The 12,701-nt window shown below is 61.5% G+C and carries 9 protein-coding genes; 4 read left to right on the plus strand and 5 right to left on the minus strand.

Annotated elements, in window-relative coordinates; genetic code table 11:
* The first annotated feature begins 11 nt into the window (after positions 1-11).
* Positions 12-1,025 carry a 23S rRNA (adenine(1618)-N(6))-methyltransferase RlmF gene (gene rlmF / locus N1078_RS10510; protein WP_274088190.1) on the plus strand — a complete coding sequence of 338 codons (1,014 nt, stop codon included), beginning with the start codon at positions 12-14 and terminating at the stop codon, positions 1,023-1,025.
* Between the two features lie 133 nt (positions 1,026-1,158).
* On the opposite strand, the gene N1078_RS10515 is transcribed toward rlmF, so the two are convergent.
* Positions 1,159-2,526 (minus strand): choice-of-anchor I domain-containing protein, encoded by a 1,368-nt coding sequence (locus tag N1078_RS10515; protein ID WP_274088123.1) that lies wholly within the window; start codon positions 2,524-2,526, stop codon positions 1,159-1,161.
* 173 nt (positions 2,527-2,699) lie between these two features.
* Here N1078_RS10515 and N1078_RS10520 point away from each other — a divergent pair, with 173 nt between their 5' ends.
* Complete coding sequence (locus tag N1078_RS10520) at positions 2,700-3,500, plus strand: substrate-binding periplasmic protein (protein ID WP_274088124.1); 801 nt, start codon at positions 2,700-2,702, stop codon at positions 3,498-3,500.
* 129 nt (positions 3,501-3,629) lie between these two features.
* On the plus strand, positions 3,630-4,772 hold the full coding sequence (locus tag N1078_RS10525) for an ABC transporter substrate-binding protein (RefSeq protein ID WP_274088125.1): 1,143 nt from the start codon (positions 3,630-3,632) through the stop codon (positions 4,770-4,772).
* Here the strand turns inward: N1078_RS10525 and N1078_RS10530 are convergent.
* The 4 genes from N1078_RS10530 to N1078_RS10545 all read right to left on the minus strand — a co-directional run bounded on the left by N1078_RS10530 (position 4,769) and on the right by N1078_RS10545 (position 11,267).
* A complete protein-coding gene (locus tag N1078_RS10530) occupies positions 4,769-6,055 on the minus strand; it encodes an ABC1 kinase family protein (RefSeq protein ID WP_274088126.1) in 1,287 nt (428 codons plus the stop codon). The genes N1078_RS10525 and N1078_RS10530 overlap by 4 nt on opposite strands.
* 138 nt (positions 6,056-6,193) lie before the next feature.
* The gene (locus N1078_RS10535; protein ID WP_274088127.1) at positions 6,194-9,628 is read right to left on the minus strand and encodes an AAA family ATPase; all 3,435 of its coding nucleotides are present in this window, start codon (positions 9,626-9,628) and stop codon (positions 6,194-6,196) included.
* Positions 9,625-10,845, minus strand: coding sequence for an exonuclease subunit SbcD (gene sbcD, locus N1078_RS10540; RefSeq protein ID WP_274088128.1), 1,221 nt, complete (start codon positions 10,843-10,845; stop codon positions 9,625-9,627). The genes N1078_RS10535 and sbcD overlap by 4 nt, the downstream gene beginning before the upstream one ends.
* A 2-nt stretch (positions 10,846-10,847) precedes the next feature.
* On the minus strand, positions 10,848-11,267 hold the full coding sequence (locus N1078_RS10545; RefSeq protein WP_274088129.1) for an Lrp/AsnC family transcriptional regulator: 420 nt from the start codon (positions 11,265-11,267) through the stop codon (positions 10,848-10,850).
* A 125-nt stretch (positions 11,268-11,392) separates the two neighbouring features.
* On the opposite strand from N1078_RS10545, the gene yjeH reads away from it, so the two are divergent.
* Positions 11,393-12,661 (plus strand): L-methionine/branched-chain amino acid transporter, encoded by a 1,269-nt coding sequence (gene yjeH, locus N1078_RS10550; RefSeq protein WP_274088130.1) that lies wholly within the window; start codon positions 11,393-11,395, stop codon positions 12,659-12,661.
* The last annotated feature ends 40 nt before the right edge of the window (positions 12,662-12,701 follow it).

Genomic DNA, 12,701 nt, shown 5'->3' on the forward strand with positions numbered 1-12,701 from the left:
ACAGCCAGACCATGCTCCCGCCAGCCAAACGCCCCAGCAAGAAAACCACTGCGCCACGCCCGTCTGCGCCCAAGCCAGATGCCGCCAAGGGCCAGTTGCACCCGCGCAATCGTCACCAGGGCCGTTATGACTTCCCCGCGCTGATCAAGACCAGCCCGGAGCTGGCGGCCTTTGTGATCATCAACCCCTATGGCAATCAGAGCATCGACTTCGCCAACCCGGCGGCGGTCAAGGTGTTCAACCGGGCGTTGCTCAAACAGTTTTACGGCATCAATCATTGGGATATTCCGGCAGATTACCTGTGCCCACCGATCCCTGGCCGCGCCGATTACCTGCACTACCTGGCTGACCTGCTGGCCGCCAGCAATGCTGGCGAGATACCGCGCGGGGCCAAGGTGCGCGCGCTAGATGTGGGCGTCGGCGCCAACTGCATTTACCCACTGTTGGGTAACCGCGAATACGCCTGGCAGTTTCTCGGCGCGGACATTGCCGCCGAGGCCATCGCCTCAGCCAAAGCCATCGTGCAGGCCAACCCCGGTTTACGTGACGCCATCGAACTGCGCCAGCAACGCGACAGAGCGCATATCTTTCAGGGCCTACTGAACAGTGATGAGCGTTTCGACCTGACGCTGTGCAACCCGCCCTTCCATGCCAGTGCCGAAGAGGCCAGCAGCGGCAGCAAGCGCAAGTGGCGCAACCTCGGCAAACTCGACCCCAAACGCAAACTGCCGGTGCTGAACTTCGGTGGCCAGGCGGCGGAGTTGTGGTGCAAGGGTGGCGAAGCGGCGTTTGTCAGTCAGTTGATCAGGGAAAGTGCCGCCGTCGGCCAGCAGGTGCTGTGGTTTAGCAGCCTGATCTCCAAGGCCGGCAATCTGCAGGGGGTTTACAGCGCACTGAAGAAGGCCGGCGCGCTACAGGTGCAGACCGTGGAAATGGCCCAAGGCCAGAAGCAGAGCCGCTTTGTCGCCTGGACCTTCCAGACGCCTGAGCAGCAGCAGGCATGGCGCAAAGAACGCTGGTCGTAGGGCGAGGGACATGGACGTCCCTCGTGATACCCGTGGCGCTCAATGCCGCAGTGATGGGTTACGCCGCCTCGCTATAGGCGCATGAACGCGAATATACGTGGCGGCTAACCCATCCTACAGGTGCATCAAGGCGTTATTTGACCAGTTCGAACAGCGCAACGTTGCCGCTCTTCTCCAGCCCGGTCACCAGGAAATGTCGCCCATTGTGCTCAACATGCGCTAGCCCCTCAGGCGCCAGGTTGCCAGACCCTGCGCCTTCGCTTGCACCGATCACTTGCAGCACCTGCGGTTGATTCGGCTGATCGAGATCGATCAGCGCCAGCGAATCCGCACGCTCCAGGGTAGCCACCGCCAGACGTTTGCCGAAGGCATCGAAACTCACCACACCCTCCGGCTCGCTGCCTTTGTTGGGGCTGCGAGCATCCGGGTAAACGCCGGCAGCGGCAGCCTTGTCGTCAAGCTGGCTGCCGGTATCGCCGAGTAATGTGCCGCTCATGGCATCAAACACGCTAACCGTACGGCCACCACCGCTGGGCAAGCCGGCCTTGGTTTTGCCGATTTTCGGGTCGCTGTCGCCTTCATCAGCCGTGATCAGGTAACGACCATCGGCGCTTACGGCCACGGCATCCGGCTCACGCAGGGCGAACAGCTCGGCACTCGGGTCGTACTTGCCGTCATCCACAATATCCGCCGCATGACGCACCGTGCCGAGGCCAAACACTTTGTCCAACTTGCCCTGCATGACATCAATCACGGCAACCGCGTTGTTTTCCTGCAGGCTGATATAAGCGCGCGCTCCGTCTGGGCTGAAGGCCACGTATTCCGGCTCGATATGCTCGGGGCTGGTGCCGAATGGAATTTTCAGCTCTTCACCGTCGATTTCCCGCTCCAGCAGCCGCTTGTGCTCGGCCTGCGTCGCACCCTCGACACCGGCCAGGTCCGGCAGGCTGATCAGGCTGTGTTTGGCCGCGACCACGCCACCGCGCAGGTCGATCAGGCTGATCGAACCTTCACCACTGCGAAAACCTGCACCGTCGCGCACATAACCCTCACCTTCGTTAGCCACTACAACAAAATCACCCGTGGGCGAAAACCCTACGCTGTCCGGCCAAACACCAACCTCCAGGGTATTCAGCAGTTTCCCATCAGCCGCGCTGCGAAACTCTATACGACCGTTTTTCAGGCCATCGCGGTCGCGGATGCACACGGCAAAAAGGTCTTCGTTGGGGTGGAAGGCCACCGATGTAATCTCCCCAGCCGCCTCGGCCACCAGGTTATAGCGCTCCAGGCGATCAAGACCCTTGGCCGGGTCCAGCTGCAGAATATCCACCAGGCCTTCGGCGCTATTGGACACAGCCACGCGCAGGCTTGATGCCTGCACGCTGACAATTTCAGTGCCTTCAGCAAAACCGCTTTGATACTGCCCCAGCGGTTTCAGCTCCAGGGCCGACGCCAATGGGGCTAGGGCAAACAGCGCACACAACGTTGGGATTCGCAGCACGGTAACTATCCTTAGGCAAAAACAGGGGGAATTGAACAAATCCGCAGCAGTCTTAACCCACAGGATGACGTTTTAATGACGCATTAATGGCGTTTCATCCACAGCACGGCGATGGTATTACTGTACTGAGAGCAAACACGCACCTGCAGTATCGGTTGCAGTAAGGGGCATTAATGAAGTGGAAAAACCTGTTCGTCGTTGTGTGCTTGCTCCTAGGGCTGCCCACACAAGCCAGCGAGCAGCCAGAGTTGAACATCAGCGTCGGGGACTGGCCGCCCTACCTGTCCAGCGACTTAAAACATAACGGCGTCATCGCTCACCTGATCAGTGACCTGTTCGCCGCTGAGGGCTACCGCGTAAACTTCCAGTTCCTGCCTTGGCCGCGCGCCTACTCCTCGGCTGCAGCCGGCCGCTTTGACGCTACAGCCGTGTGGATGCACAAGCATGAGCGCGAGGCTGATTTTCTCTTCAGCGCACCGTTACTGGACGAGCAGTTTGTGTTCTTTCACCTGAAAAGCCTGCCCTTTGACTGGCGTCGCTTTGACGACTTGACTGGCATGACCCTCGGTGGCGGCCTGGAATACAGCTACGGCGCGGATTTCGATCGTTTCCTCGCCACCGGCAAGGTCAAAATCGAGCGCGTGTCCAGCGACACGCAGAACTTCGAAAAGCTGCTCAAGGAGCGCGTAGTGCTGTATCCGCAAGAGATGAACGTGGGTTATGCCTCACTGCGCAGCCACTTCAGCCCAGCGGAGCAGGCGCGTATTACGCATCACCGCAAACCGCTGCTGATTAACCGCAGTTACCTGATGCTGCCGAAAAGCCTGAAAAGCAGCCCGGTCTTGCTAGAGCGCTTTAATAAACGCCTGCAGCTATGGCGTGAAAACGGGCGCTACCAGCGCTACTTCGATGACCTTCAACAAGGCAAGTACCAGCTGGAACCGTCCGCCGTGGCCGCCCCCACAAGCGAGTGATCGCCTGGGGCCTTTCACACGTGACTAGAGTGTTTTAGAGAATTACATGCAGCACATGCCCGCCCACCCTAAGCAACCCTGTAACAGCCTGTACGAGTGCGACCAGTAACCATGGCCAGGAATCAAACAATGACGTTTCGACAGCGGCTGGTTAGCCTTTTTATCAGCTGCCTATTGCTGCCTGGATTATCCGTCGCCGCCGAACCGGGGCTAAGTCCAGACGAGGTGCGCGTCGGCATGGTCAATGCGCAAAGTGGCCCCGCCGCTGCGCTGGGCCAGAGCATGCGCAACGGTGTGCAGGCCTACTTCCAGCGCATAAACGCCGCAGGTGGTGTTCACGGCCGCCGTATCAGCCTGCTCAGCCTTGATGATGGCTATGAGCCCAGCCGCACGGCGGTGCATACCCAGAGCCTACTCAAGACGCGACAAGTGTTTGCGCTGCTCGGCTATGTCGGCACACCGACCTCACGCACAGCCGTGCCAATCGCCCAGCGGGCGCAGGTGCCTTACCTCTTCCCATTCAGTGGGGCTGAATTTCTGCGCACACCGGTAAAACCCGGAGTGTTCAATATTCGGGCGTCCTATATCGAGGAGACCGAGCAGTTGGTCGAGCGGATCACCGCGGACCTCAAGCTGAGCAAGATTGCCATCCTGATGCAGGACGACTCGTTCGGTGAATCCGTCAAAAGCGGCCTTAACGGTGCCTTGCTCAAGCGCGACCTGAAGATTTATGCGCAGGCGCGCATTCAGCGCAACTCACTGGAGGTGACGGAGGCCATCAAGGCGCTGCAGCGCACTCAGCCAGAAGCGGTGTTCTTTGTAGGCACTTACAAGCAACTGGCGGCCGCGATCAAACAGGCGAAAGCGCTGAACTTCAAGACGCGCTTTATCAGCGTGTCGTTTATCGGCTCTGAGCGGCTTATCGCCGTGGCGGGGCGTGATGCGGATGGGGTGTACATCTCCCAAGTTGTGCCTTCACCTAACGACACCTCACGCGCACTGGTGCAGGCTTATAAGGCGGACATGCAAGGCACTGAGGTTGATCACGCCTCGCTTGAAGGTTACATCGGCGCGCGGGTGTTTATTGAAGCGCTGCGCAAGGCCGGCGCAGAGCCGACCCGCGAGGGCTTTATCGACGCGTTGGAGCACCTTGATATGGACCTCGGTGGCTTCACGGTGGCGTTTTCACGTAACCGCCATCAGGGTTCCGATGCGGTCTACCTGACCCGCATCGAGCAGGGTAAAGCCGTCACCGTGACAACAATGCGCTAGCTCTCGGCCAGTGATCCCTGCAGCAGATCCGCCACCGGCAGCGCCACGCCGAGGCGGCTGAGATTCCAGTAATGCCCTTCCAGCGTACGATTGACCAGCAAAGTGGCCGGTGACGGTTGCAAGCTGCCGAGCGCGCCCAGCACATCCGGCAACAAGCGCTGCACCTGCTCATGCAGCGGTATGGCGGCAAAATCCCAGTGCACGCCAGGCTGCAGCAACGGCCCCAGCAAGCCATGCAGCTGGCGGTAAAATCCATAAGGAATGGTCGATTTTGGCTGGCGTGTGCCGAGCGCCTGAAAAGCCTGCTCCAGCTGCTCGCCATCGCGCGCCTGCAAGGCCTTGTAGGCTTGCACATAGGCCGCCAGCAACGGCGCTGATAACGCCTGCACACAGCCGAAGTCATACACCACTAATTCACCGGCCGCGGTGTAGGCAAAGTTGCCCGGATGCGGGTCGGCATGCAACAGCCCCAATTCAAACGCTTGAGCGCTCAGCCAGCGCACCAGGGTCAGGGCCAGGCGCTCGCGGACTTCGGCACTGGCCTGGCCGACCTCGGCAAACGACAACCCCGCTTCCTCGCTGAGCGCCAGCACCCCGGGACGACAGAGGTCCTCATAGGGTTGCGGCAAGCGCAGGCCCGGCCAATCGGCAAAATGCGCGCGAAAGTGTTGCAAGCGGCGCATCTCCGCCGGGTAATCCAGCTCGGCAGTAATGACCGCCGCCAGCTCTTGATGCAGGCCTTCCAGCTGCGCGGCGGGGGCACGAAACAAACGCCCCAGCGGCAGCAAGCGGCGCAACTGACGCAGATCCGCCTGGCAGATCTCGGCGATGCCTGGGTATTGCACCTTGAGCACCAGCGCTCGGCCGTCCGCCGCCACGGCGCGGTGCACCTGGCCCAGGGACGCGGCGGCAAAGGGTTGTTCGTCGATCTGCTGAAAAAACTGCCCAAGGTCCGCGCCATACACCTGCTGCAAATGCTCGCGCAGGGCGCTAAAGGGCAAGGCCGGCACACGGTTCTGCAGTGAACTCAGGGCAAGCGCCACTGGTTCCGGCAGCACGCCCTGCCACTGCGACGCCATTTGTCCCAGTTTGAGCACCGGGCCTTTCATCTCGCCCAACACATCCGTCAGCAACTCAGCCACCGGCTGCCAGTCAATACCACTGCGCCCAGGAATCAGCTTTTGCCCCAGCACACGGCTGCCGATGCGCGTGGCAGTGCCTGCCAAGGTCAGGAAACGCCCAAGTGCAGAGGATGACGGAGGAGCAACGGGAGGCTTGGCCATGGGCGACTACTCAGCAGAACGAAGCACGATCATGCACCGCTGCCTGGCAGGCACCAAGCATTAAGCTGCTCTCTGGGTAAGCCCGCACGGCGCACGCACACACCTTGGCTAGCGTGGCAAATGCCCCGGCGGGATCGCTCAATTGCCCCGTGGGTCAACCGCAAAACGCTTGTCCAGGCCGCTGTAGCCCATGCCCACGCCCTTGTGCACTTTCAGCTGCACCGGAATGCGCTCCTTGAGCGCCTCGACGTGGCTGATCACGCCAATCATCTTGCCGCTGGCGTTGAGGTTGTCCAACGCATCCAGCGCCACCTCCAGGGTTTCGCCGTCGAGGGTGCCGAAGCCTTCATCGAGAAACAGCGAGTCGATGCTGGTTTTATGGCTGACCAGATCAGACAGCGCCAAGGCCAACGCCAGGCTGACCAAAAAGCTCTCACCGCCGGACAGAGTTTTGGTGTCGCGCGCCGCATCGGCTTGCCACGTATCGAGCACTTCCAGCTCCAGCTCGCCACTGCTGCGCCGCGCCAACTGATAACGGCCATGCAGGCGCTCCAGTTGCTGGTTGGCCAGATAGACCAGATGATCCAGGGTCAGGCCCTGGGCGAACTTGCGGTATTTGGCGCCATCGGCCGAGCCAATCAGGCTATTGAGTTGCTGCCACAGGTCGTACTCGCCCTGCTTGAGGCTGATCGCCGCGAACAGGCTTTGCTGGCCGAGCCTGCGCGCGTCATCGCCCTGCAGCTGGGCGCGGATTTCACCCTGACGTTCGCTCAAGGCTTTTAGCTGGGCGTTAAGGCCGAGCAGTTGCTCATCTAGTTGCGCAAGACCGAGCGAGGTGGCTGGGCTGGCTTGCAGAGTCGCCAGCTGCTGTACGGCTGCACTAACCAGCGCCTGGGCATCGCTCAAGGCTTTATCCAGGCGCTGACGCAAGTGTTGTAAGGCGACGCGCTGCGCCTCATCCAGCAAGGCGGCCAGATAATCGGCTTCGCTATTGAAGGGGCTGGCGCTTAGCGCAGCCACCCATTGCTGTTCGGTCTGTTGCAGGCGCGCCTGCTCATCCTGCAAGCGGCTGACCAGGGTCTGACGACTACCGGAACGCTCCTGCTGTCGGCGCTGCGCCTCTTCCAGCTGCACCAGCGCCTGCTGCAAGGCCGCCTGCACATCAGCAGGTTTAGTCGCAGCCGGTTGATCGGCCAATTCCAACGCAGCCCAACGCTGCTGCCAGAGTTGAGCCTGTTGCACAGCAGCCTGTAGGTCATGATCCAACTCACCTAACTCGCGCTGCAGATCCAGGCTTTGCTGCTGATTGCGCTGCCAACGCTGCCACTCGGTTTGGCGCTCGGCCAGCCAGGCGCTGGCGTCGTCTGGCAATTCATAGCCAAAGCTGGCCAGGGCCTGACTCAGGCTTTCACTGCGCTCATGGGCAAGGCCTAGCAACTGCTGCAAACGCAACTGTCCCTGCTCGCACTGTTCCTGACGCTGCTGCAGTTGCTGGCGGTTAAGCGCCAGCTGCTGTTCCAGCTCGCTGCACTGCTGTTGCAGGCTCAGCCGCGCCTGCTGACGTTGCTCAAGACTACTACCCAGCTGTTGCAACTGCTCAAGTTGCTGCTGCAGTTGCTGCAACTCGATGCTCTGTTGCGCCTGCTGCTCAGCCAGGGCAACGGCATCAGCCAACGGATTTTCCAGTTGCGCGCTAAGCGTCTGCCAGCGTTCGCTTTGCTCGACCTGGGTCTGCTGGCCACGCTCAAACTGCTGTTGCTGTTGTTCCAGGCGCGCGGCAAGTTTTTCCAGCTCGCCCGCTAATTGCCGGCCTTGTTCAGTCAGGGCCTCCAGCTCGCCACGCTTGCGGGTGAGCTGCGCCTTGGTCGCCGAAACATCCAGGGCCTGATAAGCGCTGATCGCCGGATGCGCCTCGGAGCCGCACAGCGGGCAGGCCTCGCCTGGCTGCAGCTGGGCACGATGGGCTTCCAGGGCCTGGATGCGTTGCTCCTGCTCCAGCAGTTTTTCCTGGGTCTGCACCTGTTGCTGCAGGTCCTTGTAGCTCAGGCGCAACTGCGCCACCTCGGCGCCCTTGGCCTGATGCTGCTCCCGCAGCAGCGTCAGGGCGCTGGCCAGTTGCGTTTGTTCGGCCTTCAGGCGCTGCTGGGCCACGGCCACGTCAGCCAGCTGAGTCAGCAAACCGCCCTGGATATGCAGCTGCTGCCAGCGCTCACGCAAGGCCGCCTCACTGCGCCCGGCCAGCAATGCAGTGTGTTGCTGCTGCGCAGCATCTTCCTGCTCGCGCGCCTGCTGCAGGTGTTTCAGTTCGGCGCCAAGCTGTTCATTTTGCTGGCTGAGCTGCGCCTGCAGGCCGGCGATGCTGTCTTGCAGTTGCTGCTGACTGAGTTGCAGCTGGGCGATTTCTCCAGCCAGTTGCTGGCGTACCTTCAATTGTTCGCCCCAACTGCCCAGCTGCTCGCCTAGACGGCCATGCTGCGGCTGCGCGGCCAGTTGTTGCTGCAACTGCTGCAGACGCTCGGCCAACTGCTGACGTTGCGCTTGGCAATCGGCCAGTAGCAGCGCGCTAAGTTCGCGGGCCTGCCAGGTCTGTTCGGCAATGCTCTGCTCTACCTGGCGTTGCTCGGCGGCATTCTGCTGCAGACCCTGCTCGGTCTGCGTCAGGCTCTGGCGGGCCTGTTGCCAGTCATGGTGCAACGGCTGCAAACTTAGCGCCGGCTCGCTGGCGGCCAATTGCGCCAGCTGCGGCTGGGCCAGTTGCAACTCATCCTGCGCGGTCTGCTCGGCCTTCTGGTTGGCATGCAACTGGGCCTCGGTCTTGCTCAGGTCCTCACACCAGCGGCGCTGGCGCTGCAGTTCGGTTTGCTCTGTACCCAGGCGGGCTTCTTCAACAGCCAATTGCGCGGCCTGCGCCTGCAACTGCGTGCGTTGCTCTTCACTGAGCAGCTCGACCCCCTCAGCACGGGCGCGTAGCTGATCGAGGCCGACCTTGACCTCACGGGTCTGCTCGAACACCCGCTGGGAAATCTGCCCGTAGATGTCGGTGCCGGTCAGCTCTTCCAGCAGCTCGGCGCGTTGATTGGCGTTGGCTTCGAGAAAGGCGGCAAAACCGCCCTGGGCCAGCAGCATGGATTTGGTAAAGCGCTCGAAATCCAATCCGGTCAAGCGTTCGGTTTCGCGCAGCTTCTCGTTGATCTTGTCGGTGATGATCTGCCCGTCGGCGGCGGCCAGCTCAACCTTGGGCGCCTGCAACGCGCCATCGGCTTTGTCGCGGGCGCGGCGCTGGCTCCAGAAGGCGCGATAACCGACGCCCTTAACCTCGAACTCGACCTCGGCCAGGCAATCCGCGGTATGCCGGCTCATCAATTCGTTGGCGCTGGCCGAAACCGTGCTCATACGCGGGGTGCGGTGATACAGGGCCAGGCAGATGGCATCCAGCAGCGTGGTCTTGCCCGCGCCGGTCGGCCCGGTGATGGCGAACAGGCCGTTGTCTTTGAACGGCTCGGCGCTGAAGTCGATCTTCCACTCGCCCTTGAGCGAGTTGAGATTCTTGAGACGCAGGCTGAGGATCTTCATACGTCACCCTCGCGCAGCTCACAGACCACCTGCCGATACAGCCCCAGCAGCTTGGCTTGCTCGGCATCCTCCAAGGTTTCGCTGCTAAGCCGTTGGGCGAATACATCCTCCACACTCAGTTCATCCAGGGTTTCCTTGGCCTGGCCTTGCAGGCTGGCGCTGGCATTACCGCGCTCGCGACGGATGCGCAGCACTTCGACCGGCAGCTCCTCACACAACCCGGCAATCCGCAGCTGCAAGTCGCTCAGATAATCGTCAGTACCCACCAGCACTTCCAGCCACACCGGCTGCTCGGCACTGCCCTGTTTGGCCGCTTCCTGAATGGCGCTTTCAAGTTCTTTAAGCGAGCCACGCAAGGACAACAGCAGCTGAAAGCGCGGCACCGGCAGCGCGGTGATTTGGCGCAGGCCGCTGCTATCCAGCTCGACCAGCAGCACTTCTTTCTGCTGCTTAGCTTCATCGAAGCTCAGGGCAATCGGCGAGCCGCAGTAGCGAATATGTTCCAGGCCGCCGACCTTCTGCGGCCGGTGAATATGCCCCAGGGCGATATAGGCAGCCGGCGGGAAGGCACTGGTGGGAAAGGCCTCTAGGCTGCCGACATAAATTTCCCGTACCGAATCGCTGGCACTGGCGCCGACCGTGGTCAGGTGGCCGCTGGCGATAATCGGCAGGTTGCCGCCCAACTCGGCGCGTTTGCTTTCGGCCAGGGCGAACAGGTCCTGATAGTGCTGCTGGATCGCCTGCTGCAAGGACTGCTGTTTATCCTTAGCGCTCTGCCCGGCCTGGCTGAGCAACACATCGCGCGGACGAATAAACGGGATACCGCAGAGAATCGCGCCTGGCGTACCGTCATGCCGATGCAGCACCAGCAGCTGTTCATTCAACTGCTCGCAGACACCGGGAATCACCCGCGTGCCCAATTGCGCCAACAGGGTTTTACTCTCACCGAGCATGGCCACCGAATCATGGTTACCGCCCAACACCACCAGCTCGCAACCGCTGGCGCGCAGTTCGACGATAAAGCGGTTGTACTGTTCGCGCGCGTAACTGGGCGGCGCGCCGGTGTCGAAGATATCGCCGGCAATCAGCACGGCATCCACCGCCTGCTCGCGCACCTGCTCAATCAGCCAGGCACAGAAGGCCTGATGCTCAGCTTGGCGGGTCTTGCCCATAAAGTGCTGGCCCAAGTGCCAGTCGGAGGTGTGCAGGATGCGCATGTTTAGAACACCCAATCCTTAACCATCATATGCGTCTTCACTTTCTGCATACCTGGGAAGTTTTCGATCTCGCCGCGCACCTCACTGAAGCGCAGCATCGACGGTGCTTCGATGTACACCAACATGTCGGTCTCGCCACTGATACCACTGCAGCGGCGCACTTCGGGAAACACGCGCATCAGCTCGACATAGTGCTCACAACGGCCGCCGCTATAGAACAGCTCCAGATAGACCTTGATTGCCGCCTCGCCCGGCACCGCCACGTGAGCGTGATAACCGCTAATGACGCCACTGTGCTCCAACTGACGTATCCGCTCACTGACCGCCGAACGCGACAGGTTGACCTCGCGGGCGATCTGGCTAACGGGTAAGCGCGCGTCTGCGCGCAGCAAGGCGAGTATCTGCTGATCGAACTTGTCCACGGGGTGCTCTCAAAAGCAATTTGCTGGAGAATGCCGCCGATTCGTCGGGCAAAGCCGACGTTTCGCCAGCTGCCTGAATCAGGCGGGCGATTTAACATGGCGAACGAAACCGCAGAGCATACAACATGAGCCGTCTGAATCAGGAATTGGGCCTGCTACAAGGGATTGGTCTGCTGAGCACCTCGCTGCTTGGCACCGGGATTTTCGTGATTCCTGCCCTGGCGGCCACGGCCGCCGGTGAGGCGTCGTTGTGGGCCTGGATGATCCTCATCGCCCTGGTGTTGCCAGTGGCCTTTACCTTTGCCCAACTGGGCCGCGGCTTCCCCCATGCCGGCGGCGCGCCGCACCTGATTGGCCGCGCCTTTGGCCCGCGCATGGAACGTCTCAGCGCCTGGCTTTTTCTCGCCGTGCTGCCGGTGGGTTTGCCGGCCGCGCTAAACATCGCCAGCGGTTTCTGGCAGGCGTTGTTTGACCTCAACAGCAACCAGGCCCTGATCATCCAACTGGCCACCCTGGCGGCCATGCTCTGGCTTGGCCAGCGACCGGCGAAAGCGTCCGGGCTGATTCAGGGCGCGATTGCCGTGGCCATTATCAGCACCATCGCACTGATCTGGTGGGTCGGCGACCTGCCCATCAGCAGCCAACCCTTGCTACCGCCAATCAGTGGTTCCTGGCACCTGCTGCCCGCGGCACTGGGAGTGATGTTCTGGTGTTTTGTCGGCATCGAGGCGTTCACCCACATGGGCGAAGAATTCAAGAACCCCGAACGCGACTTCCCCCTGGCGTTGCTGTTTGGCGTGCTACTCGCAGGCTTGGTGTACTGGGCTTGCTCGGTGGCCGTATTGAGCTTCCATGCCTACGGCGATGTGACCAGCGATGCCGCCTCGCTGCCGCGCCTGCTCGATGTGCTGCTGGGCGAGAAAGCCCGCTGGCTGGCTGCCACGGTCGGCTACCTGGCCTGCTTCGCCTCGATGAATGTGTATATGCAGGGCTTTGCCCGGTTGATCTGGAGCCTGGCTGACGAAGGTAAGCTGCCGGCCAGCCTGGCCCAGCGCAACCATCACGGCGTGCCAGCCCGCGCCCTGCTACTGGTGATCCTGAGCTGCGCCCTGTGCGCCATCCTGGCGAACGTGCTTGAGCTGACGGTCGATGACCTGATCCGCTACGCCAACGGTAACTTTGTGCTGGTCTACCTGCTCAGCATGGCCGCCGGCACCCTGTTGCTGCGCGGCATCTGGCGCTGGCTGGCAGCATTCAGCGCGCTCCTGTGCGGGCTGGTGCTGCTGATGCTCGGCGTGGATGCAGGCTATGCCCTGGCTTTGCTGGCGGTGCTCGGCCTGCTGGACCGTTGGAATGAGCAGCGCAGCATCCGACTGGCAACCGGGCCACACTGAACCTGGCGCTAACCCTTAACTGGGTCAGTCATTCCAGCTA

It is taken from the genome of Pseudomonas sp. MIL19 (assembly GCF_028680365.1).
Classification (GTDB): domain Bacteria; phylum Pseudomonadota; class Gammaproteobacteria; order Pseudomonadales; family Pseudomonadaceae; genus Aquipseudomonas; species Aquipseudomonas spirodelae.

Coding starts and splice junctions, on each gene's coding strand:
- sbcD (WP_274088128.1), bottom strand. CDS start 10,845: ATGCGCATCCTGCACACCTCCGACTGGCACTTGGGCCAGCACTTTATG.
- rlmF (WP_274088190.1), top strand. CDS start 12: ATGCTCCCGCCAGCCAAACGCCCCAGCAAGAAAACCACTGCGCCACGC.
- N1078_RS10520 (WP_274088124.1), top strand. CDS start 2,700: ATGAAGTGGAAAAACCTGTTCGTCGTTGTGTGCTTGCTCCTAGGGCTG.
- N1078_RS10530 (WP_274088126.1), bottom strand. CDS start 6,055: ATGGCCAAGCCTCCCGTTGCTCCTCCGTCATCCTCTGCACTTGGGCGT.
- N1078_RS10535 (WP_274088127.1), bottom strand. CDS start 9,628: ATGAAGATCCTCAGCCTGCGTCTCAAGAATCTCAACTCGCTCAAGGGC.
- N1078_RS10525 (WP_274088125.1), top strand. CDS start 3,630: ATGACGTTTCGACAGCGGCTGGTTAGCCTTTTTATCAGCTGCCTATTG.
- yjeH (WP_274088130.1), top strand. CDS start 11,393: ATGAGCCGTCTGAATCAGGAATTGGGCCTGCTACAAGGGATTGGTCTG.